The sequence below is a fragment of the Streptomyces sp. HNM0575 genome (genome assembly GCF_012726265.1).
Classification (GTDB): Bacteria; Actinomycetota; Actinomycetes; order Streptomycetales; family Streptomycetaceae; genus Streptomyces.
In genome coordinates this window covers 244,947-268,425 of sequence record NZ_JAASAG010000008.1, presented here as the reverse complement: position 1 = coordinate 268,425, position 23,479 = coordinate 244,947, and the positions used below count along the sequence as shown (strand labels likewise).

The 23,479-nt window shown below is 71.9% G+C and carries 18 protein-coding genes; 7 read left to right on the top strand and 11 right to left on the bottom strand.

Annotated features, from left to right (window positions below; genetic code table 11):
• Positions 1-416: 416 nt before the first annotated feature.
• From HCC61_RS20415 to HCC61_RS20395, 5 genes are all read right to left on the bottom strand, one after another.
• Complete coding sequence (locus tag HCC61_RS20415; RefSeq protein ID WP_169137366.1) at positions 417-1,520, bottom strand: branched-chain amino acid aminotransferase; 1,104 nt, start codon at positions 1,518-1,520, stop codon at positions 417-419.
• A gap of 229 nt (positions 1,521-1,749) precedes the next feature.
• Entirely contained in the window at positions 1,750-2,787 is a 1,038-nt protein-coding gene (locus tag HCC61_RS20410; protein ID WP_169137364.1) for a 3-isopropylmalate dehydrogenase, read from the bottom strand.
• Positions 2,788-2,905: 118 nt separating this feature from the next.
• A complete protein-coding gene (locus HCC61_RS20405; protein WP_169137057.1) occupies positions 2,906-3,046 on the bottom strand; it encodes a hypothetical protein in 141 nt (46 codons plus the stop codon).
• 367 nt (positions 3,047-3,413) lie between these two features.
• Entirely contained in the window at positions 3,414-5,045 is a 1,632-nt protein-coding gene (gene pruA, locus HCC61_RS20400; protein ID WP_169137362.1) for an L-glutamate gamma-semialdehyde dehydrogenase, read from the bottom strand.
• A 94-nt stretch (positions 5,046-5,139) separates the two neighbouring features.
• Positions 5,140-6,069, bottom strand: coding sequence for a proline dehydrogenase family protein (locus tag HCC61_RS20395; RefSeq protein WP_169137360.1), 930 nt, complete (start codon positions 6,067-6,069; stop codon positions 5,140-5,142).
• Positions 6,070-6,405: 336 nt separating this feature from the next.
• Here HCC61_RS20395 and HCC61_RS20390 point away from each other — a divergent pair, with 336 nt between their 5' ends.
• The 5 genes from HCC61_RS20390 to HCC61_RS20370 all read left to right on the top strand — a co-directional run bounded on the left by HCC61_RS20390 (position 6,406) and on the right by HCC61_RS20370 (position 14,289).
• Positions 6,406-7,671, top strand: a complete 1,266-nt coding sequence (locus HCC61_RS20390) for a helix-turn-helix domain-containing protein (RefSeq protein ID WP_169137559.1) — start codon at positions 6,406-6,408, stop codon at positions 7,669-7,671.
• A gap of 431 nt (positions 7,672-8,102) precedes the next feature.
• Complete coding sequence (locus HCC61_RS20385) at positions 8,103-9,641, top strand: FAD-binding oxidoreductase (RefSeq protein ID WP_169137358.1); 1,539 nt, start codon at positions 8,103-8,105, stop codon at positions 9,639-9,641.
• Positions 9,642-9,828: 187 nt separating this feature from the next.
• A complete protein-coding gene (locus HCC61_RS20380; RefSeq protein ID WP_346777308.1) occupies positions 9,829-10,965 on the top strand; it encodes an EfeM/EfeO family lipoprotein in 1,137 nt (378 codons plus the stop codon).
• Positions 10,962-12,272, top strand: coding sequence for an iron uptake transporter deferrochelatase/peroxidase subunit (efeB, locus tag HCC61_RS20375; protein ID WP_169137356.1), 1,311 nt, complete (start codon positions 10,962-10,964; stop codon positions 12,270-12,272). Before HCC61_RS20380 ends, efeB begins: the two co-directional genes overlap by 4 nt.
• 178 nt (positions 12,273-12,450) lie before the next feature.
• Positions 12,451-14,289, top strand: coding sequence for an alkaline phosphatase family protein (locus HCC61_RS20370; RefSeq protein WP_169137354.1), 1,839 nt, complete (start codon positions 12,451-12,453; stop codon positions 14,287-14,289).
• 142 nt (positions 14,290-14,431) lie between these two features.
• On the opposite strand, the gene HCC61_RS20365 is transcribed toward HCC61_RS20370, so the two are convergent.
• Genes HCC61_RS20365 through HCC61_RS20340 form a run of 6 tightly spaced genes read right to left on the bottom strand, consistent with a single transcriptional unit; the run spans position 14,432 to position 20,976 of the window.
• Complete coding sequence (locus HCC61_RS20365; RefSeq protein ID WP_206322748.1) at positions 14,432-15,895, bottom strand: UbiD family decarboxylase; 1,464 nt, start codon at positions 15,893-15,895, stop codon at positions 14,432-14,434.
• Positions 15,888-16,694, bottom strand: coding sequence for an alpha/beta fold hydrolase (locus tag HCC61_RS20360; protein WP_169137352.1), 807 nt, complete (start codon positions 16,692-16,694; stop codon positions 15,888-15,890). Before HCC61_RS20360 ends, HCC61_RS20365 begins: the two co-directional genes overlap by 8 nt.
• Entirely contained in the window at positions 16,691-17,185 is a 495-nt protein-coding gene (locus tag HCC61_RS20355) for a (2Fe-2S)-binding protein (protein ID WP_169137350.1), read from the bottom strand. Before HCC61_RS20355 ends, HCC61_RS20360 begins: the two co-directional genes overlap by 4 nt.
• Positions 17,182-19,524: a molybdopterin cofactor-binding domain-containing protein gene (locus HCC61_RS20350; RefSeq protein WP_169137348.1), complete on the bottom strand. Its 2,343-nt coding sequence runs from the start codon at positions 19,522-19,524 to the stop codon at positions 17,182-17,184. The genes HCC61_RS20355 and HCC61_RS20350 overlap by 4 nt, the downstream gene beginning before the upstream one ends.
• A complete protein-coding gene (locus tag HCC61_RS20345) occupies positions 19,484-20,380 on the bottom strand; it encodes an FAD binding domain-containing protein (protein ID WP_169137346.1) in 897 nt (298 codons plus the stop codon). The genes HCC61_RS20350 and HCC61_RS20345 overlap by 41 nt, the downstream gene beginning before the upstream one ends.
• Positions 20,380-20,976, bottom strand: a complete 597-nt coding sequence (locus HCC61_RS20340; protein WP_169137344.1) for an SRPBCC domain-containing protein — start codon at positions 20,974-20,976, stop codon at positions 20,380-20,382. Before HCC61_RS20340 ends, HCC61_RS20345 begins: the two co-directional genes overlap by 1 nt.
• Before the next feature lie 171 nt (positions 20,977-21,147).
• Between HCC61_RS20340 and HCC61_RS20335 the strand changes: the two genes are divergently transcribed.
• Both HCC61_RS20335 and HCC61_RS20330 read left to right on the top strand, forming a co-directional pair.
• Positions 21,148-21,921, top strand: coding sequence for an IclR family transcriptional regulator (locus tag HCC61_RS20335; RefSeq protein ID WP_169137342.1), 774 nt, complete (start codon positions 21,148-21,150; stop codon positions 21,919-21,921).
• 210 nt (positions 21,922-22,131) lie between these two features.
• A complete protein-coding gene (locus HCC61_RS20330) occupies positions 22,132-23,463 on the top strand; it encodes an MFS transporter (protein ID WP_169137340.1) in 1,332 nt (443 codons plus the stop codon).
• The last annotated feature ends 16 nt before the right edge of the window (positions 23,464-23,479 follow it).

The window sequence follows — 23,479 nt, the reverse complement described above, 5'->3', positions numbered from 1 at the left end:
CCTCTCGCGGGTGCGAGAGGTCTGGCGCGCGGGTCTGGGACACGTTGACCGCTGCCGCTCGGGTCTTCCGCGGCAGTCGGTCACTGAGGACCGGCGCGCCTGCTGCCGATAATCATGGCGAACGAGGACACGGGGGGAGTCTTGCACATACCGGCCCGGTGTCCGCAAGGCGTCTCACCATCCGGAAACGAGCACGCGGCGGCGGGCGCTCGCGGTCTGCGGATCGCGGGCCGCGGCTCGCAGGCCCCGCCACCGGCGGGCGCCGGGCGCCAGGGGCGGCGAGCGGCAGGCGGACCGGGCCCGGGCCCGCACCGCGACGGAAGACCGGCCGCGCCGGTTCGCAGGGCAGGCCCCCGGGACACGCACCGGGGGCCTGCTCCGCGGGGCAGCGCCGCCCCGCTCGTCTCGTCGTCTCGTCAGGCCAGCGGCCGCATCCAGTGGTGCCGGTCCTCCGCGTGGCCCGTCTGCACCGCCAGCAATTCCTCGCGCAGCCGCATGGTGATCTCGCCGGGCTGCCCGTCGGCGACCTTCCAGCCGCCGCTCGCGCACTTCGCCTCGCCGACCGGCGTGATCACGGCCGCCGTTCCGCAGGCGAAGACCTCGGTGATGCTGCCGTCCGCGTTGCCGTCCCGCCAGTCGTCGACGGTGATACGGGCCTCCTCCGTCGCGTAACCGAGGTCCGCGGCGAGCGTGAGCAGCGAGTCCCGGGTGATGCCCGGCAGGAGCGTGCCGGTGAGGGAGGGCGTGACGATCCTCGCGTCCGCGCCGGAGCCGTGGACGAAGTAGAGGTTCATGCCGCCCATCTCCTCGATGAAGCGGCGCTCGATCGCGTCGAGCCACACGACCTGGTCGCATCCCTGCTCGGCGGCCTCGGCCTGCGCGACGAGCGAAGCGGCGTAGTTGCCCGCGCACTTGGCCTCGCCCGTGCCGCCGGGCGCCGCACGCACGTACTCCTGGGAGAGCCAGACCGACACCGGCTGCACCCCGCCGGGGAAGTACGAGCCGGCGGGCGAGGCGATCAGCATGAAGAGGTATTCGTTGGCCGGCCGCACGCCCAGGCCGACCTCCGTCGCGAACATGAAGGGCCGGAGGTACAGCGACTCCTCGCCGGTCCCCGGCACCCACTCCTTGTCCTGGCGCACGAGCAGCTCGCACGCCTCGATGAACGTCTCCTCCGGCAGCTCCGGCATGGCCAGCCGGCGGGCGCTGCGCTGGAAGCGCCGGGCGTTGGCGTCGGGGCGGAAGGCGGAGACGGAGCCGTCCGCCTGCCGGTAGGCCTTGAGCCCTTCGAAGATCGACTGCGCGTAGTGCAGCGTCATGTTGGCGGGATCGAGCTGGAGAGGCGCGTACGGCTGGAGCCGGGCGTCGTGCCATCCGCGGCCCTCGGTCCACTTGATCGTGACCATGTGGTCCGTGAAATGACGGCCGAAGCCCGGGTCCGCCAGCACCGCCTCGCGCTCCGCGGCGGGAAGCGGCTGCGAGGAGGGCTTGAGGTCGAAGTCGATTCGAGGCGTCGTCATGTGAGCGCGTCCTTCACTGTGTGTCGTGGCGGACCGCGCTCCCGTGCACCCGCGTCGCGTGCCAGGACGTGCGGGCATTGCCTCGTGCGTCGGTCCCGCGTCCGATTGTCGCGCGCGGCACCCTCGCCGAGGGAGTCCGGGTGAGCGGCCCCTGGATGGATGGTGGCACCCCGACCCCTCACTGGCCCAGCGGCCGGGTACCGATGCCCGGCCTGAGTCCTGGACCGGGTCAGCCGGATACCGCCGCGGCCAGGGCGTCGCCCGTCTCTTCCGTGCTGCGGGCGCCGGCGCGTGCGGCCAGGTCGGCCGTGACGGCGTCCTCGACGCGTGCGGCCTCACCCTCGAAGCCGAGGTGGCGCAGCATCAGCGCGACGGACAGCACGGTGGCGGTCGGGTCGGCCTTGCCGGTGCCCGCGATGTCGGGCGCGGAGCCGTGGACCGGCTCGAACATGGACGGGAACTCGCCGGTCGGGTTGATGTTCCCCGAGGCGGCGAGGCCGATGCCGCCGCTGACTGCGGCGGCGAGGTCGGTGATGATGTCGCCGAAGAGGTTGTCGGTGACGATCACGTCGAAGCGTTCCGGGTCGGTGACGAGGAAGATCGTCGCGGCATCGACGTGCAGGTAGTCGGTGGTGACCTCGGGGTACTCCTCGCCGACCTTGTCGAAGGTGTTCTTCCACAGGTGACCGGCGTGCACCAGCACGTTGTTCTTGTGCACCAGGGTCAGCTTCTTGCGGGGGCGGGCCTGTGCGCGCTCGTAGGCGTCACGGACGACGCGCTCCACGCCGTACGCGGTGTTCACGCTGACCTCGTTGGCGACCTCGGCGGGCGTGCCGGTGCGGATGCTGCCGCCGTTGCCGACGTACGGGCCCTCGGTGCCCTCACGGACGACGACGAAGTCGATGCCGGGGCGGCCCGCCAGCGGGGTCCCGGTGTTCGGGAAGAGCTTCGAGGGCCGCAGGTTGACGAAGTGGTCGAATGCGAACCGCAGTTTGAGCAGCAGCCCGCGCTCCAGCACCCCGGAGGGCACGCTCGGGTCGCCGATGGCGCCGAGCAGGATCGCGTCGTGCTGCTTGAGCTGCTCCAGCTCCGCGTCCGTGAGGGTCTCGCCGGTGGCGTGCCAGCGCTCGGCGCCCAGGTCGTACTGCTTCGTCTCCAGCTTCACGTCCTGAGGAAGGACGGCGCCGAGGACCTTCAGGCCCTGCGCCACGACCTCCTGGCCGATTCCGTCACCGGGGATCACTGCGAGGCTGATGCTGCGAGACATGCGGAGACCCTACCTGCCGTCCCAGGAGCTGACATCGCTGTCCATATTCCGGACTGACGCGGCTCCTGGGCGCGGCTCCTGACCGGCGGCTCCTGGGAGCGCCGGGCGGTGCCGGCGGTCAGTGGCCGGTGGCGCCGCCGTTGTCCCGGCGGTCGAGGGCGCGCTGGAGGGCGGCGGCGGCGTTCCTGCGGTCGGCGTCGCGGCTCGTGCGGGCCGTGCGGGCTGCGTGCCGGACACGGCGGCGGGCGGTCTCATCCATGATCAGCAACTCCTTCTGCACACAAGGGCTTCGAGAAGGGAACGCGGGGCTGCATGCGATGCCGGAATGGGCGGGGGCGGGCGGTGCGTCAGAGGTCGCAGGGGTCGCCTGCGCTCGTGCACCGGGCCTCATCCGCCGTTCGCTGGATGAGCGAGACGTTCGGCTCTCCACAAAGGTAGAACCGGATCGCCGTGATGTCTCGCCAATTAGTTGGCCTTCCTACTATCTGAGACGAACACCACTCGATTCAGGCCACCCACCCTCCGGGCCTCCCGTTCTCCGTGTGCCGGAGGGCACGCGCGGCGGCCCGGCACCGCTCGTGAGAGGTGCCGGGCCGCGGGGTCGGGCGTGCGCCGCAGGGCGCGGGTCAGCCCATGTGCGGGTACCGGTAGTCGGTCGGCGCCACCTGGGTCTCCTTGATCGCGCGCGGCGACATCCAGCGCAGCAGGTTGAACTTCGAGCCCGCCTTGTCGTTGGTACCGGAGGCGCGGGCGCCGCCGAAGGGCTGCTGGCCGACGATGGAGCCGGTGGGCCGGTCGTTGAGGTAGAAGTTGCCCGCGGCGAACCGGAGTTGCTCGCTCGCCTCGGCGAGCGCCGCACGGTCCCTGGCGAGCACCGCACCCGTCAGCGCGTACGCGGCGACGGACTCCATCTGCTCCAGCATCGCCGCCCAGTCGCCGTCCTCGTAGACGTGCACGGCGAGGATCGGCCCGAAGTACTCCTCGGAGAAGACCTCGTTCGCGGGGTCGGTGCAGGCGATGACCGTCGGCTTCACGAACCAGCCCACGGAGTCGTCGTATTCGCCGCCGACGAGGATCTCGCACGTGGGGTCCTGCTTCGCGCGGTCGATCGCGGCCTTGTTCTTCGCGAAGGCGCGGTCGTCGATCACGGCGCCGATGAAGTTGGACAGGTCGCTCACGTCGCCCATCGCCAACCCCTCGGTCTCGGCGAGGAGTTCGTCCTTGAGACCGCCGTCCCACAGCGAGCGCGGAATGTACGCACGGGACGCCGCCGAGCACTTCTGACCCTGGTACTCGAAGGCGCCGCGCACCATCGCCGTCTTCAGCACGGCCGCGTCCGCGGTCGGATGGGCGACGATGAAGTCCTTGCCGCCGGTCTCGCCGACGATGCGCGGATACGACTTGTAGCGGTCGATGTTCTCGCCGACCGTGCGCCACAGGTACTTGAACGTCCTCGTCGAGCCGGTGAAGTGCACGCCCGCCAGGTCCGGGTGGGGCAGCGCGACCTCGGAGACCTCCTTGCCGTCGCCCGTGACGAGGTTGATGACGCCCTTGGGCAGTCCGGCCTCCTCCAGCATCTCCATCAGCAGCACGGCGGAGTGCGTCTGCGTCGGGGAGGGCTTCCAGACCACCACGTTGCCCATGAGGGCGGGTGCGGTCGGCAGATTCCCGGCGATGGCCGTGAAGTTGAAGGGCGTGATCGCGTAGACGAAGCCCTCCAGCGGCCGGTGGTCGAGCCGGTTCCACACGCCCTTGGGCTGGATCGGGGGCTGCTCTTCGAGGAGTTCGCGCGCGAAGTGGACGTTGAAGCGCCAGAAGTCGATCAGTTCGCAGGGCGCGTCGATCTCCGCCTGCTGCACGGTCTTGGACTGGCCCAGCATCGTCGACGCGGCGATCGTCTCCCGCCAGGGCCCCGACAGCAGTTCCGCGGCCTTGAGGATGATCGCGGCGCGGTCGTCGAAGGACATCGCGCGCCAGGCGGGCGCCGCGGCGAGCGCGGCGTCGATCGCGTCCTGGCCGTCCTGCCTGGTGGCGTTCGCGTAGGTGCCGATGACCTTGCCGTGGTTGTGCGGCTGTACGACGTCCACGCGGGCGCCGCCGCCCATCCGCTTCTCGCCGCCGATCGTCATCGACAGATCCGCCGGGTTCTCGGCGAGTTCCTTCAGCTTGCGCTCCAGCCGGGCGCGCTCGGGGCTGCCGGGCGCATAGGTGTGCACCGGCTCGTTGTACGGGGCGGGGACCTGGGTCACAGCGTCCATGGCTGCCGTCTCTCCTTCGTACGAGGGCACTTTCGGGGTTGTTCCGGCGCCTTGTTCCGGCGCGTTGTCCGGGCGCGTTGTCAGGGCGCGCTGTTCAGCCGCGGGTGGCGAGCGAGCGGAGGAAGAATCCGAGGTTGGCGGGACGCTCCGCGAGGCGCCGCATGAAGTATCCGTACCAGTCGGTGCCGTAGGGGACGTATACGCGCATCCGGTGGCCCTCGGCCGCGAGCCGTAGCTGCTCGCCCTCGCGGATCCCGTACAGCATCTGGAACTCGAACTCGTCGTGCTTGCGGCCCAGACGCCGCGCCAGCTCCTGTGCGACCGTCACCATCCGCGGATCGTGCGTGCCGACCATCGGATAGCCGCTGCCGGACAGCAGGATCTTCAGGCACCGCACGTACGCGCGGTCCACATCGGCCTTGCGCTGGTGGGCGACCGACGCCGGTTCCTTGTAGGCCCCCTTCACCAACCGTACGCGCGAGCCCTTCCCCGACAGGGCCTCGCAGTCGTCCTCCGTGCGGAAGAGATAGGACTGGAGCACGGCCCCGGTCTGCGGGAAGTCCGCGCGCAGCTCGGCGAGGACGGCGAGGGTGGAGTCCACGGTGGTGTGGTCCTCCATGTCCAGGGTCACGGTCGTGCCCGCACGGGCCGCGGCCTCGACCACCGGCCGTACGTTGGCGAGCGCGATGTCGTGCCCGCCGTCCGGCAGCGCCTGCCCGAAGGCCGACAGCTTCACCGACATCTCGGCACGAGCGCCCAGGCCCTCGGCGGCCAGGGCGCGCGCGAGGGCGAGATAGGCGTCGCGGTTGCGCAGCGCCTCGCTGCGGTCGGTGGTGTCCTCGCCGAGATGATCGAGGGTGACGTCGAGACCGCGGTCGGTCAGCGACCGTACGGTCTCCAGGCATGCGCCCAGCCGCTCTCCGGCCACGAAGCGGTTCACGACGGGACGCGTGACGGGCGCGGTCGACACGAGACGGCGGATGCCGTCACTGCGCGCGGCGGCGAGGAGCACTGGTCCGAACACGGGCACCTCCACTGACGTTCCTTCTTCGCGCTCCAGGCGTCGTGTGGCGGCCCCGCGAACCGGAACGGAACGGCTGCTGAGGACGGGGCGCCACGGCGTCGGAAGCCACCCTGAATCTAAGGATCGCGCCGTACGGGGACCATCGACAGCTGTCACGCATCCGTGTCCCAGATCTCAGACATCTGTACGAGAATGGTGGGGCGGAAGCGGTGGCCGGTGCGGCGGGCCGGTGGACGGCCCGGTCCGGCGGACCGGCGGGCGCCCGGCGCCGCGCAGGGACAAGCGCACCGGATGGTCCCGGCAGGGCTGGACTGGGCAGGGCAGGGCAGGAAGATCATGCGCGAGGACGACTACCAGGCACTCGTCGACGAGGTCTGCGCGCTGCTCGGCACCCCCGCGACGCTGGAGGGCCGCGACTTCGCGCTGATCGCCTTCGGCGCGCACGAGGGCGACGGTGACGGTACGGAGCCCGCGCTGGACCCGGTCCGCAGACGCTCGATCCTCGGCCGCCGTTCCAGCGCCGAGGTGCGGGCCTGGTTCGAGAGCTTCGGCATCACCAGGGCCACCGGGCCCGTACGCATCGATCCGGAACCGGCCGCGGGCGTGGAGCACGGCCGCATCTGCCTGCCCGTGCGGCACGCGGGCGTCGTGCACGGATACATCTGGCTGATGGACGACGGCGCGCTCGACCTGGCCGATCCGCGGCTGGCCTCGGCGATGACGGTGGCCTCGCGGATCGGGGCGCTGCTGGCGGCGGAGGAGCACGCGGAGGCCCGCACGGGCGAGCTGCTGCGGACCCTGCTGGTCGAGGACGAGCGGGGAGCGGGCGGGAGCGGGAGCCGGAGCGCCGGCGAGGAGGCCGCGGCCGAGCTGGGCGAACTGCTCGGACCGGCGGCCTCCGGAACGCTGGCGCTGCTGGCGGTCCTGCCCTGGCGGACCCGGGACGAGGCCGGGGGAAGCGGCGGGAGCCGGGAGGCGGGCGGTGGTCCGCCCGCGCCCGTACCGCCGCATGTGCTGGCCCGCTGTCTGCTCGTGCTGCCGCCGGACCCGGCCCGGCCGCACCGGAAAGGCGACGCCCGTGACGGACCGCCCGCCCTCGCCGCGCTGGTGCGGCTGCGCTCGGCGGACTCGCTCGACCCCGCGCATGCCGCCGCGACGCAGCTGCTGCGCGTGCCGCTCTCCCCCGCCACCGCCGGCGTGAGCGCGCCCCGACGGGGTCTCTCCGGCGCCGTACCGGCCTGGCGGGAGGCGCTCGCCGCGGCACGGGCCGCCGCGGCGGAGCCGGGACGGCTGGGGCCCGTGGCGGAGTGGGCGGCGATCGGCCCGTACCGGCTGCTCGCCGCCGTACCGGCCGGGGCGGACGCCGCGGGCGACCCCGCCGTACGCGCGTTGCTCCGCCCCGCGCACGCCGAACTCGCCCGCACCGCCGAGGTGTTCCTGGACCACGCGGGCCAGGCGGGCCGCACGGCCGCGGCGCTCGGCATACACCGCCAGACCCTCTACTACCGCCTCTCCCGGATCGAGTCGCTCACCGGCCTCGACCTCGACGACGGCACGTCACGGCTGCTGCTGCACATGGCGCTGAAGGCGGCGCGGCTGTGAACGGGACGCGTTCCTCGTCCCCCGCTCCCACATCCCGGCCGCGTGCCGCTTCGTGAAACCGGGGACGACCGCCCGCAGCGGGTAGTCCAGGTCTTCCGGACGAAGACCGTCGTGCGGCGCGGGGTGCTCGCGGTCCCGCTCGTCGAGCCGGCCCCGGTGCGGCGGTGTCGCGATGCCTCACGGGCGGTGCCTCACGGATGCGGCGGCCCCTCACCGGCGGTGCCTCACGGATGCGGTGGTGCCTGACGGGTGTCGCGGTGCCTCACGCGTGTGACGGCTCGCTTGTCACGGCGTGGTGAGCGGCCCATTGCTTATGGATCGGCACGATATGCCCGTACCGGCCCGTGTCCTGCGGCGCCGACACCGGGTGGCCGCCGGACCGCTTCTCCCCACGGCCGAATGCGACCACGTGAGCGATCGGAGAGACCAGAATGACCAGTCGTCGTACGGTCCTGCGGTACGGAGCCCAGGCGTCACTGCTGGCGGGAGCCGGGCTGCTGAACGGCCCCTCGGTGCGCGGTGCTTACGCGGCCGACGGAGGCGCGCGGAGAGCGGCACGCCGGCTCCCCGCGTCGGCATGGCGGGATCTGGCACGGGCGCTGAGCCCGGGTGCCGGGCTGTACCGCCCGGGGGACGCCCCGTATGAGCGGCTGGCCCTGCCGGACAACCTCCGGTACGCGAAAGTGCAACCTGCCGGCATCGTCGCGTGCGCGACGGAGCATGACGTGCGTGCGGCCCTCGGCTGGGCCGCCGACCACGGGATGCCGTTCGCGCCGAGGTCCGGAGGGCACAACTACGCCGGATACTCCACCACCACCGGCCTGCTGATCAGCCTGCGGCGCATGAACGACGTGACGCCCAGCGGCCGCACGCTGGTGCTGGGCGGCGGCGCCACCAACTCGGACGTCTCCGACGCCCGGGCGGCCGACCTCTATTTCCCGGGCGGACGCTGCCCCGGCGTCGGCGTGGCCGGGCTGACGCTGGGCGGCGGGCTCGGCTTCAACGACCGCCGGTGGGGCATGACTTGCGACCGGCTGCTGGAGACCCGGCTCGTGCTCGCCGACGGTTCCCTGGTCCGGGCGAGCGCGGACGAGAACGCGGATCTGTTCTGGGCGTGCCGCGGCGGAGCCGGAGGCAACTTCGGCATCAACACCGGTTTCGTCTTCGACGCCGTCGACGTCTCCGGGCTGCGCGCCACCGTCTTCGACGTGGCCTTTCCCGCCCGGCGCGGAGTCGAGGTGATGAACGCCGTCCAGGAAGTCCTCGCGGCGGACGAGCGCGACGACTTCGACGTCCGGATCGGCTTCAGGAACGACGGGGACGGAAGCGCGCCCGTCCTGTGGCTGCTCGGCCAGCGGCTGGGCCAGGAGGACCGGCTGCGCCGCGCCCTCTCCCCGGTGCTGCGTCTGGGCCCGGAGAAGGCGTTCGTACAGGAGCGGCGCTTCTGGAACGCCCAGGACTTCCTGATGGATCGCCCCGGCGCTCCGGCCGCCATGGCGTCGAAGTCCCTTGTCCCCCACCAGTGGCTCGAACCGCGCACCGTCGAGGACATCGTCGAGTGGATCACCCACTGGCAGCCCGGCCGGAACGGCAACGCCGGCTACGTCACGCTGTTCGCCATGGGCGGCGCCAGCTCGAAGCCCTCCCCGCACGAAACCGCCTACCCGCACCGCAGGGCCACGTTCGTCATCGACATCGGCAGCAACTGGGCGCCCGGCACCCCGGATGACGTCGTCGGTCACCTGCTGGCCCAACTGCGCGCCATGCACCGCACATTGGTCCGTGCGTCCGGGACGTCGGCGGCGTACGTCAACTTCCCCGACCCCGACCTGCGCCACTGGCAGCACGCCTACTACGAGGGCAATTACGAGCGGCTCGTGACCGTCAAGCGGCGCTACGACCCGACCGGCCTGTTCCGGTACGGCCAGAGCATCGGCGAGCGAGCCGGCCTCCGGTCCGCCGGGCACTGACAGGCCTCCGGTCCGCCGGGCGCTGACGCCCCCGATCGGCAGCGGCGGCGCCGCATTAGCATGGCCGCTGCCGCCGTACGGCGCGGCGTGATCGTCAGGAGGTCGTGTGTCTCGTCCCGGCGCCATACCCCTCTCGCGGCGCGCGCTCGTGGGCGTCTGCGGGGCGGCCGCCGTGGCGGTGGCCGCCGTGTCCGCGTCCTGGTGGCCGGGCGACCGGCCTCACGACGGTGCGGTTGCGGCCGCCGACGGCCTGCCGCACACGGGAGTCGAGGTCTCCGGGGGCAAGTGCGGGCGCGGCTGGGACCATGCCCGTCCGGGCATCCAGGTCTTCGAGTTGCACAACGGGTCCGACAGGGCGGCCGAGGTGTATCTCAGGGACGCGCGCAGCGGAGCCGCATACGGCGAGGTGGACGGCATCGGGCCGGGCACGACCCGCACGCTGCGCGCCGATCTCGGCGACGGCACCTACTCCTTCGCCTGCTTCCCGGACGACGGCGCTCCCGCCGTCGGGCCCAAGGTCCGGGTGCACGGCGGCCGGGGAGGACACGGCGGCCCCGCGGCCCGCCCCGTCGACCAACACGACCTGATCCCGCCCACGTTGAGCTACCAGCACTGGATCGCCGGCCGGATGGGCCCGCTCCTCGACGCGACGGAGAAGCTGCGTTCGGCCATCGACGACGGCGATCTCGCGCGGGCCCGCGAGGCCTGGCTGCCCGCGCATCTCACGTACGAGCGGATGGGCGCCGCGTACGGCACGTTCGACGACGCGGACGGGGCGATCAACGGCACCACGGCGAGTCTGCCCGGCGGCGTGCACGACAAGGACTTCACCGGCTTCCACCGCATCGAGCACGGGCTGTGGCACGGGGAATCGGCGTCGTCTCTCCGTCCGTTCGCGGACCGGCTGGTCGAGGACGTACGTACGTTGCGCAAGGACTGGAGCCAGGCGCGCATGGACCCCCTGGACCTCGGCCTTCGCGCGCACGAAATCCTGGAGAACACCGTGCAGTTCGAGCTGACCGGCCGCACCGACTACGGCAGCCACAGCAACCTCGCCACGGCACGCGCCAACCTCGACGGCACGCGCGTCGCCCTGTCCCGGCTGCGCCCGCTGCTCGCCTCGCGCTATCCGCGGATGGGGCGGCTGGACGACGAACTCGACGGCATGCAGGCACGCTTGGACGGCCACGAGCACGACGGGCACTGGACGCCGCTGGGCGAACTCGGCCGCATGGAGCGCGAGAAGGTCAACGCCGACGCGAGCGAGCTGGTGGAGCGGCTGGCGGACATCGCCGCCCTGTGCGACGTACGGAGAACCCGATGACGGACGACAGCGAGGTGCGCAGGCGCGGCTTTCTGCGCGGAGCGGCAGCGGGGGTCGGCGGGGCCCTGGCCGGTACGGGTCTCATAGCCGCGGACCACAGCACGGCGGAGGGCCCGCCGGGTGCCGCATCGGCGGCTGCCGCCTCCGGCGACGGCGCGGGCGCCGGCGTGGGCGGCGCGGGCTCGGGTGCCGGCGCCGAAGTGCCCTTCCACGGCGTCCATCAGGCGGCCATCCTCACGCCCCCGAGACGCACCACCGCCTACGTCTGCTTCGACGTCACCGCCGAGAAGCGGGCCGAACTCGCCGATCTGCTGCGCACGATCACCGAGCGGGCCCGGCTGCTGACGCGGGGCGGCACGCCGTCTCCCACCGGGATCACCGCGCCGCCGCCGGACTCCGGGATCCTCGGTCCCCGGCTGCCGTCGGGGCGGCTCTGCCTGACGGCGGCGGTGGGCGCATCGCTCTTCGACGACCGCTTCGGACTGGCGGGACGCAAGCCCCGCCGGCTGCGCACCATGGAGCCGTTCGCGGACGACGACCTCGACGAGGACCGCTGCCACGGGGACCTGAGCCTCCAGTTCTGCGCCGACGACAGGGACACGGTGCTGCACGCGCTGCGTGATGTCGCACGGCACACCCGGGGCGCCATGCAGGTCCGCTGGCGCATCGACGGATTCTCCAACCCGCCCCGCCCGTCGGGCGCTCCGCGCAACCTTCTGGGGTTCAAGGACGGCACCGCCAATCCGTCGCCGCTCGACGCGCGTGCCATGAAGCGTCTGGTGTGGGTGGGACGCGGCTCCGCGGAGCCCGCGTGGGCCGTCGGCGGCAGCTATCAAGTGGTGCGGCTGATCAGGATGCTGGTGGAGTTCTGGGACCGGGTCTCGCTCACGGAGCAGGAGCGGATGTTCGGCCGCAACCGCGAGACGGGCGCGCCGCTCGACGGCGACCACGAGACCGACGTCCCGCGATACTCCCGGGACCCCAAGGGCGACGTGATCCCTCTGGACAGCCACATCCGCAGGGCCAATCCGCGTACGCCCGGCACCGGTGAACAGCGCCTGCTGCGCCGCGCGTACAACTACGACCTCGGCACCGACGCCAACGGCAACCTGGACATGGGGCTCCTGTTCAGCTGCTACCAGCAGGATCTGGAGCGGCAGTTCGAGACGGTGCAGAAGCGACTGGAGGGCGAGCCGCTCGTCGACTACGTATCGCCGTTCGGGGGCGGCTACTTCTTCGCGCTCCCGGGGGTACGGGACGGTTCGGACTGGCTGGGGCGCGGGCTCCTCGCAGACAAGGACACATGACGCCCCGCCAACTGCCGGTCGCGGTCAAGTCTTGGCATGTTCTCTCTGAAGAGAAGGTCACTTCCGGGTCATCGGAATTCAACCGCACGATGATGAACTGCGTGCCGGGGACGGGCGATCCGACCGGACCACGCACGGCACGGAATCATCATCCGGACAGCAGTGGAGGGCAGGCCGCATGGGAAGCGCAGCGAGAAGGACGGGCGCACGTCGCTGGGGCGCGCTGGCCGGAGCCGCGGCGCTGACCGTCCTCGGCGGGTCGGCGCCGTCCTGGGCCGCTGCGCCCGCCTCGCAGCACCAGCGGCCGGCCACACCGGTCAAGCACCTGGTGGTCATCTTCGACGAGAACATCTCCTTCGACCACTACTTCGCGACCTACCCGAAGGCCGCGAACACGGACGGCACGAAGTTCCATCCGTCCCGGCACACCCCGAAGGACATCGACAACCTGCGCACGGCGGGGCTGCTGAAGAAGAACCCGAACCAGTACCTGCCCAAGCGCCTCACCGAGGAGCAGGCGGTGACCTGCGACCAGAACCATTCCTACGGACCCGAGCAGTACGCCTACAACGGCGGCAAGGCCGACAAGTTCGTGGAGAACACCGACTCCGGCAAGTGCTCGGGCGACCTCTTCGGCGAGCCCGGCCTGGGAATGGACTACTACGACGGCAACACCGTCACCGCGATGTGGAACTACGCCCAGCACTACTCGCTCAGCGACCGCTCGTTCGGCTCGGCGTACGGGCCGTCGACGCCCGGTGCGATCGAGCTGGTGTCGGGCCAGACGCACGGCGTGGTCTCCACCGACCCCGAGTCGTCCACGGAGCACCCGAAGCAGACCGACAAGCCCGACCCGGCCGCGGTCTCCTCGCCCGACGGCAAGGGCGTCGGCACGATGATCAACGACCCCGATCCGGCGTACGACGATTGCAGCGGCGAGGACCACACCAAGGACGACTCCTTCGCGGAGCTGAAGGGCAAGAACATCGGCGACCGGCTCAACGAGAAGTCGGTGAGCTGGGGTTGGTTCCAGGGCGGCTTCCGCCCCGGCAAGGCGTGGGACGGAAAGGACTCGCATCACGCCGAGTGCGGGGACGTCAAGCACAAGAACGTCGGCGGTGAGGAGGTCGTGGACTACAGCCCGCACCACAACCCCTTCGCGTACTACAAGTCGACGGCGAACCCGCACCACATCTCCCCCCGCTCGGTCTCCGAGATCGGTCACGACGGCAGGGCGAACCACAACTACGACCTGACGGACTTCGACGCGGCGCTGAAGTCCGCGCATCTGCCCTCGGTCAGCTTCCTGAAGGCACCGTCATACCAGGACGGGCACGCCGGCTACTCCGACCCGACAGACGAACAGCACTTCCTGATCAAGCAGATCAACAAGATCCAGCAGGCGCCGCAGTGGAAGGACACCGCGGTCGTCCTGGCCTACGACGACTCCGACGGCTGGTACGACCACGTCTACGCCAAGCCGCAGAACGGCTCGAAGGACAAGACGAAGGACACCGGCGGCAAGCCCGTCGACTCACCGGCCTGCCGCAAGGGCCCGAAGGCCGCGGGCGGTTACAAGGACCGCTGCGGTCCCGGTACGCGGCAGCCGCTGATGGTGATCTCGCCGTACAGCAAGGTCAACGACATCGACCACACGCAGACCGAGCAGACCTCCGTCACCAGGTTCATCGAGGACAACTGGCACACGTCCGCCATCGGCGACCACTCCTTCGACGCGCGGGCCAAGTCGCTGACGGGCATGTTCGACTTCCGGCACCCCAACGGGAAGCAGGTGCTGCTGAAGAAGGACGGGTCGGTCAAGTCCGTGAGCGGCATCACGGACGTGAAGCCGGTGAAGACGCAGATCCAGGACCGGACCGCGGGGCGGCAGGAGATGACCGAGTCGGGGCTGCCGGTCCCGGGCGTCGCCCTCGGGATCGGCGCGGGCGTCATCGTGATCGGCGGCTTGGGTGCCGTGCTGGCCGTACGGCGTCGCCGTGCGACCGCTGACGCGTGAAGGGCGAAGGGTGACGGCTGACGGCTGACGACGCCCCCGGGGGGGCCTGCTGCCCGGCATGAGCAGGCACCCCGCGGCCGTCGTTCCGCAACGTCCGCTCCGCCCACGCGAACCGGAGCCTCCGCACCGGCCGCGCGCGCCGTCAACCCTCCAGCGCCGCACCCCACTTGCGCCGGATCTCCGCCAGATGTTCCGGGGCGCTGCCGACCACCTCGGGGAACGAGCCGAGGCGCTCATAGGGGCGGCATGCGTCGATGATGGCGCGGTTGTTGTGGGGGGTGGCGCCGTCGGGAAGCATCGGGTCCAGCCTGCTGCCCCAGGTGCGCCGCATGACCTCGAAGTCCTCCGCCGGGTCGGTGCGCGTCGAGACGGCCCAGATCACCTGGTCCAGGTCGCGCGGGTCGATGTCGTCGTCGACGACCACCACGTACCGGTTCATATACGCCGCTGCCGGCAGCTGCGCGGCGAGGTGCGCCACCTGGCGCGCCTGCCCCGCGTAGCGCTGCCGGAGCGAGACGGCGATGAACAGCCGCCCCCCGCCTGCCTCGTGGGCCCAGGCCGCCTCGACGCCCGGCACGCCGGTCGCGACCAACTCGTCGTGGATCATCGCCGACTTCATCACGGTGCGCATGTAGGAGTAGTCGTGCGGCGGGCGGCCCGGCGGCGCTCCGAGCAGGATCGGATCGTCCCGGTGGTACATCCTCGTGATCTCCAGCGCGAGGCACGGCCTGCGCCTGCCGGTGTAGTAGCCGGTCCACTCGCCGAACGGGCCCTCGTCGCGCTTGTGATCGGGGCGCAGCCACCCCTCGACGGCGATCTCGCCGCCCGCCGGGATCGGCAGTCCGGTGTCGGGGGCGAGCACCACGGGGACGCCTTCGCCGAGCACCGCCCCGGCGTAGGCCAGTTCGGAGACGCCGGCCGGCACCTCGGTGCCGCCGAGGACGAGCAGCAGCGGGTCGTGCCCGAACGACACGGTCACGGGCGCGTACCCGTGGCGGGCGAACCACCGCTCGACGTTCTGCGCGCCGTGCTTGCCGGGCACCGCGGAGATCGTCACCGATGCGCCCTCGTCCTGGACCTCCATGCGGTAGCAACCGCCGTTGTGCACACCGGTGTCCGGGTCGCTGGTGACGACGAGGCAGCCGGTGCCGATGAACCGGCCGCCGTCCCGGTCGTGCCAGCGCGGCACCGGGAAGTCCAGGAGGTTCACGTCCGCTCCGGCGACCTCGTTGGCCAGCAGCGGGGCGCTCTCCACGGGGCGTACGGGGTGGTCGGCCGCGGCGGCCGCCCAGGCCGACGGCTTGCCGCGCAGCGCCGCCACCAGCCCCACGTCGTCCAGGTCGTCGCCGAGCCGCAGCGTACGGCCGAGGCGACGGGCGGAGCCGGTGCTGCCGGTGAGCACCCGCAGGCCGGGGGCGTATCCGCGGATCTCGTCGAACAGCACGGCGGGCGGCTCGGGCATCCGGTAGCTGAGTTCGGCGATCGCGCCGAGCTCCAGGTCCCAGTCGGCGCCGCGTACGTGCCGCAGCTCGCCGAAGTGCTCGATCGCCGCGATGTGTTCGCGGAGGCTCAGCGCGGGCTCGGGCATCGCGGACGGCTCAGCCATCGCGGCTCTCCTGCACCAGGTCGCCGGCCAGGTGACGGGCGATCAGCGGCCACGTGCCGGGGCGCTCGACCAGGCTGAGGTGCCGGGTCGCCGGCAGCACCCGCAGCGTGGCGCCGGGGATTCCGTCGGCGAGCGCCTCCGCCATCGCGGGCGGTGTCGCGTAGTCCTCGTCGCCGACGAGCACGAGCGTGCGGGCCCGGATGCCGCCGAGCAGCCCGGTGGCGTCGAGGTCGCCGAGCGCCGTGCAGGCGGCGGCGTGCGCCCGCGAGTCCGTGGCGCGGAAGATGCCCGCGACCCGGTCGGCCTCGGCACGGTTCCGGTGCAGGAAGTCCGGGGAGAACCAGCGGTCGAGCTGGAACTCCACCTGCTCCTTCCGCGGGGTGGCGAGCGCCTTGCGCGCCCGCTCGGCCCAGGTGTCCACCCGGCCGGGCCCGTAGCAGGCCGTCGTGTCGGCGAGTACGAGTCCCTCGACGAGGTCGGGGCGTGCGGCGGCGAGCACCACGGCGGTGCTGCCGCCCATCGACAGGCCCACGACGTGCGCCGGCCCCAGGTCCAGCTCCTCGATGACCGCGGCCGCGTCGCCGGCCATGTCGGCCACGGTGAACGGCTCGCCGTCCCAGCCGGAGCCGCCGTGGCCGCGGGCGTCCGGCGCCGCCACCCGGTGCGACTCCCCCAGGTATTGGGCGACCGGTTCCCAGACCGCGCCGCTGAGCGCCAGCGGGTGCAGCATCAGCACGGGCGGCCCGTGATCACCGGTGCGGCGTACGTGGAACCGGCCCCGGGAGGTCTCGACGATCATGCGCTTTCTCCCATCAGGTCTCCGTCACGGGCCTCGGCCCGGCGCTCGGCCGCCGACTCGACGGCCGCGACGATCTCCGAGTAGGTGCCGCAGCGGCAGATGTTGCCCTCCAGGTGGTCGGTGATCTCCTCACGGCTGGGCGACGGGTTCTCCGCCAGCAGCTCATGGCTCATCAGCACGAAGCCGGGGATGCAGTATCCGCACTGCATCGCTCGGTTCGCGACGAAGGCGTCGACGACCTCGTCGCCGTCGGGCAGCCCGTCCGCCGTCGTGATGCGCGCCCCGTCGTACCGGGCGGCCAGGGCCAGGCAGCTGCTCACGCTGCGGCCGTCGGCGAGCACGGTGCACGCACCGCAGGCACCCACCCCGCATCCCTCCCGCACGCTGGTGGCGTCGGCGCGGGTACGGAGCACGTCGAGCAGCAGGTCCTCGTCCTCGACGACGACCCGGTGCGCGACGCCGTTGACGATCAGTTCGACGGTCGCGCTCATGCGGTGCCGCCTTCCGTGTCCCGGTCGTGGAGAGCGGTGAGGATGCGTTCGGGGGTCAGCGGCAGCCGCGTGAAGCGGATGCCGAGGGCGTCGCGCACCGCGTTGGAGATCGCCGGTGCGAGCGGGATGATCGCGGTCTCGCCCACGCCCTTGGCGCCGAACGGGCCGGTGCGGTGCGGACTCTCGACGATGATCGGCGTGAGCCTGTCCGGCATGTCCTTGACCGAGGGCAACTGGTAGTCCAGCAGCGTCCCGTTGACGATCTGCCCCTCGTCGAAGACGAGTTGGTCGAAGAGCGCATGCCCGACGCCCATCACCGCGGCACCGGTGAGCTGCTGCTCGACCAGTGCCGGGTTGATCGCGTGCCCTACGTCCCCGGCCACCGCCAGGTGCTCGATGTGCACTCGTCCGGTGGCGGTGTCCACGTTCAGCCGCACGGCCGCGGCCCCGGCGAACCAGTGCTCGGTCACCTGCGGCGAGCGCCCGGTCTCCTTGTCGTAGGGCGCCCAGGACGTGGTGAACTCGGCCTCGGTGGTGAGCGTGGTGCCGCGCGCGCCGAAGTGCGCGTGCAGCAGCTCTGAGATGCCCACGGTGCGCTGGGTCTGCGCGCTGACCAGTCCGTCCGGGGTCAGCTTCACATCGGTCCGTGCGACGCCGAAGTGGTCGGCGGCCAGGGCGGAGAGCTTGTCGCGCATCGCCTCCGCGGCCCGCCGTACGGCGTTGCCGGTGTGGTACGTGGAGCGACTGCCCGCGGTGATGGTGTCGTACGGCGTGACGTCGGTGTCCGCCGTCACCACGCGCACCCGCCCCTCTCCCAGGCACAGCACCTCGGCGGCGATCTGCGCCATGATCGTGTCGCTGCCCTGTCCCATGTCGACCGTGCTGATCAGCAGCGTCGCCGAACCGTCCTGGTTGAGCTGGAGGGTGGCGTTGGAGATCGTCGGGGTGAGCACGGCCTTGATGCCGACGGCGACGCCCCTTCCGCGGCGCAGCCGGCCGTCCTCCCTCCTCAACGGGCCGTCCCAGCCGACCGCTTCGGTGACCGCGTCCAGGCAGGCGGTGAAGTCGGCGCTGTGCATGGGCGTGCCCATCGCCGCCTCGTCGCCCTCGCGCAGCAGGGTGCGGCGGCGGAACCCGGCCGGATCCTCGCCGCGTTCCCGCGCCAGCTCGTCGATCAGCGACTCGTGCGCCCAGGTCACCTGGGGTACGCCGAAGCCGCGGAACGGCCCGGCCGACGGCTTGTTGGTGTATACGCAGCGGGAACGGACACCGGCGTTGGCGATCCGGTACGGGCCGTTGGCGATCATGCCGGACTTCGCCGTGATGCGCGGGCCCACGTCGGCGTACGCACCGGTGTCGTACCTGACGTCGGCGTCGGCGGCGACGATCGCGCCGTCCGCGTCCGCCGCCATGCTCCCGGTGACCGCGGCCCCGTGGCGCGTGGTGAGCAGGAACGCATCCTCGCGGCTCGCCGCGATACGCACCGGCACGCGCTGCGTCCAGGCCAGCGCGGCGGCCAGCGGTTCGAGCCGGTCGTACATCTTCGCGCCGAAGCCGCCGCCCAGCGGCGCGCAGCGCACCCGCACGCGGTTCAGCGGCAGTTCCAGCAGATCGGCGAGGGACTGCCGGACGTACGACGGCGTCTGCGTGGTGGTCAGCACCTCCAGGCGGTCGCCCTCGGGCCAGGCCGCGGTGTAGGGCAGCTCGATCGACACGTGGTGGGTCGGCGGGCACCAGAACTCGCCGCTGACGGTGTGCGTCGCGCCCCGTGCGGCCTCCTCCGGGTCGCCCTTCCTCAGCACGTACTCGTAGTTGACGTTGGTGTCGCGTACGCCGTGGAGATGCCGCAGGTCGCCGAAGACGGACGACGGGCGCAGCTCCTCGTGCACGTATGCGCCGCCCTCGACCGCCGCGTCCACGTCGTGCACCGGCGGCAGGTCGTCGTATTCGATCTCGATCTCGTCGGCGGCCTCCCGGGCCGCCGCTGCGGTGTGCGCGATCACCGCGGCCACCGGCTCGCCCACGTACCGCACCTTGCCGACGGCCAGGCACGGCTGGTCGGTGAAGGCGGGGCCGGTGAAGATCCGCTCGCCCAGCAGCCGGTACAGGTCGCCGCCGGTGACCACCGCGACCACGCCGTCCACCGCGGCCGCGCGTTCGGTGGCGACTGCGGCGATGCAGGCGTGCGGCCGGGTGCTGCGGCAGACCGCCACCTCACGGCACGCGCGCACCGGTTCGTCGGCGGCGTACCGCAGTTCGCCGCGGACCCTCGCCCGGCCGTCCGCGCGGGCCCATCGCTCACCGACCGCGACGCCGCCCGCTGAGGAATCCACGTTCATCCGAGCGCTCCTTCCATGCCGATCGCACGGCCTCGTCGACGGCGACGAAGGCCAGCCGGGTCTTGTACTCCACGCCGCCGCGCACGTCGGGGATCGGGTCGATCAGCGGCTCGACGGCGGTGCGCGCGGCCTCGGCGGCGTCGTCGGCCGTGGCGTCACCGGGCAGCTCGACCTCGGTGAACACCGGCGTGGACGCGACCGCTCCGAGACCGAGCCGCAGATGTGCCGGACCGCGGCGTCCCAGCCCGCGCGCGCGGCCGTCGACCAGCGCGGCAGCCGACGCACACGGCCAGTCGTTCGCCGACAGGCTGCTCAGCTTGGTGAACCCCGCACCCGCTGCCTCCGGTTGAGCGGGAACCTCGACCGCGGTGACGATCTCGCCGGGCCGTACGGCGGTCTCCTGGAAACCCACGAAGAACTCGCGGACCGGTACCCGCCGGGCCCCGGACGGACCGGTCAGCTCCACGACGGCGTCCAGCACGAGCAGCGCGGTGGGCGGGTCGAGCCGGTAGTCGCCGTGCGCGAGGTTGCCGCCGACGCTGGCGGTATTGCGGACCCGCGGGTTCGCCACGTGCCCGTACACCCGGGCGGCGAGCGGCGCGACGCGGCGGGCGGCGGAACCGGTCTCGACGGCGCGCAGCGGCGTCATCGCGCCGATGCGCAGGCCGTCCGCGGTCTCCTTGATGCCGGACAGCCCGGGGATGCGGGATATGTCGACCAGGTCCGAGGCGAACAGCACGCCCTGCTTGGAGAGGATCTGCACGGCCGTGCCGCCCCCGTACACCATCCCGTGATCGCATTCGGCCAGCAGCGCGCACGCCTCGTCCAGCGTCTCCGGGCGGTGCAGGACGGGCATCACGCGCTCCGTCGGCGCCGCAGGAAGGCCAGCAGCCGGCGCCACCGGGAAGGACGGCGGGGAGGAGCATCGTCCTTCCCGGCCGGTGCCGTTGCGCGGCCGGTGCCAGCGGGGGCCGGGGCGGGCGCGTCGCCGGCCACCACGGCCACCGGCTCCCCGGCGCAGATCCGGGTGAAGGCCTCCACGAACTGCCGCTCCACCTCGGCCGACCGGCGCCTGACGATCGCCTCGCCGAGCCGCCCGATCTTGCCCCACAGCGCGATGTCGAACCCGTAGGTCACGGTCGAGGCGTCTCCGTCGGGGCGCACGGTCAGCAGTGCGTCGATCTTGATGGAGCTGCCCAGCTTGCGGTCCTCGCCCTTGAGCACCGCGCGCACCTGCTCCGGCTCCCGCATCTCCGTGATCTCCGCGGAGAACGCTGCGCTGAACCGGACGTGCGCGATCTCGTTGACCAGCCGCCCCTGGTAGTGCGTCTCGTCGGTACGGGCCAGCTCCGTGCAACCGGGCACGCAGGAGCGCATCGCCTCCGGGTCGAGGAAGGTGCGGAACACCCGCCCCGGTCCGGCGGGGACGGCGAATGACGAACCCAAGTTCATTTGACCACCATAGGAGACTCCTTGTCCTGTATACAGGACACTAGGTCCAGGCGGGAATGCCGTCAACGGCCCGGACACCGGATCATGCCGGCCACCCGACGTCGGCTAACGTGACCGCTGACCCGCCCGCATCCGCCCGCCCATGCCGAACTGCGCCGCCAGGAGGGGAACATGGCCAGCGACGTCCCGGCCGTCACGAACGCGGTCCGCGTCCTCGAGCGGATCGCGCGCGACTGGCCGGACAGCGTCGCGTCCGGGTCGCTGATCGAGGATCTCGGGCTGAACCGCAGCACCTGCTACAACATCCTCGGCACGCTGCAACGCGCGGGCTGGGTCGCCAGCCGCGGCGACCGTACGGGCTGGTCCCTGGGACCCCGGCTGCTCTCGCTCACCGGCATGTCCACCGAGATGGTCGTCGACGTCGTACAGCAGGAACTCGACGACCTCAGCCAGCGGTTGGGGTTCATCGCGTTCGCCGTGCAGCGGCACGGCGCCGACGAGTACGCCGTACTGGCCAAGGCCGAGCGCGGCCAGGGCATTCGCATCACGGTGAGCATCGGCGACACGTTCCCCTTCTCCGCTCCCGCGATCATGCGCGCCTTCCACGCCTGGTCCGACGCCGACGAGGTGGACCGGCAGGTGAAGCGGAACGGCCTGAAGGCGTTCACCTCCGAGACCGTCACCAAGCCCGCGAAGCTGCGCACCATCCTCAAAGCCACCCGCGAGCGCGGCTACGGCATCAGCGTGCGCGAGTACGACCTCGGGCAGTCCGGGGTGGCGGCACCGGTCTTCGACAGCCGGGGCCGAGTGGCACTCGTGCTGTGCTCGCTCGCCTTCTCCTCCGAGCTCAACGAGGAGAACGTGGACCACGCCGGAACGCTGATCCGCGAGTGCGGGCTGCGCATCACGGCACGCACCGGCGGGGTCGCACCCGGCGCCGACTGAGGCATCGCCGGCCCGGCGCCACGGCGCACCCCGCGGCGCACCCCGTGGGACACCCAGCAGCACACCCAGCAGCGCACCCACCCGGCAGACACCTCTGTCATGTGCATTGACGCCGCATGCATCCCCTCTTAATGTGCCGCCTGCGAGACTCCACGTCCTACATACAGGACAAAGCCAGGAATGTGAGGCGGCGCGACAGGGAGGCGCCCGATGAGCGAAGTGACGGCAGCAGAGCGCGCGCCGTGGTATCGCGGCATCGGCCGGGCCCAGTGGCGGTCGCTGTTCGCCGCGAACCTGGGCTGGCTTTTCGACGGCTTCGAGACGTACGCGCTGATCCTCACCGCGGGCACCGTCCTGCACCAGCTCGAACCGGGCGCGCCCGCCGGGCAGGTCTCGTTCCTGACCGGCGCGACCATCGCCGTGACCCTGCTCGGCTGGGGCGTCGGCGGCATGCTCGGCGGCGTCTTCGCCGACTACTTCGGGCGCCGCCGCGCGCTGCTGACGTCGATGGTGGCGTACGCGGCCTTCACCGGCCTGACCGCCGTCTCCTGGTCGTGGACGTCGTTTCTGGTGCTGCGGTTCGTCACCGGCTTCGCGCTCGGATCGGAGTGGGGCACCGGCACGTCGCTGGTCGCCGAGATGTGGCCCGCGCGGGCACGGGCCAAGGCCGCCGGACTCATGCAGTGCGGCCTCGGCCTCGGATTCTTCATCGCGTCCGCGTGCTGGTACTTCGTCGCGCCTCTCGGGCCGTCCTCGTGGCGGTACATGTTCCTGATAGGCGTGCTGCCCGCCGTGTTCGCGCTGTGGCTGCGGCGTACGGTCCCCGAGTCGAAGCCCTGGGAGGGAGCCCGGCGGCAACGCCGCGATCTGCGGCGGCGTGACCGCGCCCAACTCACCGAGCGGGAGCGCTCGTACACCACGTTCACGCTGCGCGCGATACTCACCGACCCGAAGCTGCGCCGGGTCACCGTCATCGGCTCGCTGATGTCCCTGGTCACCACGCTCGGCTGGTGGGGCATCTCCACGTGGGTGCCCGCGTACGTCGCCACGCTGGCCGCCGGCTCGGGCGAGAACGGGGCGGCGTGGGCCAGCCGGGCCGGGATGATCTACAACGGGGGCGCGATCGCCGGGTACATCGCCTTCGGCTTCCTCGCCGACCGGCTCGGCCGACGGCCCGCCGTGATGCTCTTCTTCGGGGCGTCGCTGGTGCTCACCCCGGTGCTGTTCCTGTGGACGCACAGCCTCCAGATCGCGGTCGTCGTGCTGATCGTCAACGGCTTCTTCACGCTCGGCCAGTACACGTGGATGCCCGTATGGCTGCCCGAGCTGTACCCCACGCACCTGCGCGCGACCGGAGCGGCGTTCGTCTTCAACGCCGCGCGGTTCATCGCGTTCCTCGGGCCGCTGCTGTCCGGGGCGATCATCTCCCAGCTCGGCGGCTACGGGACAGCCGCGACCACCGTCGGCCTGATCTACGTACTCGGGCTGGCCATCGCCCCGATGTGTCCGGAGACACGCGGCGTCCGGCTCCCCGAGAGCTGACCGGAGGGGTCCGGCC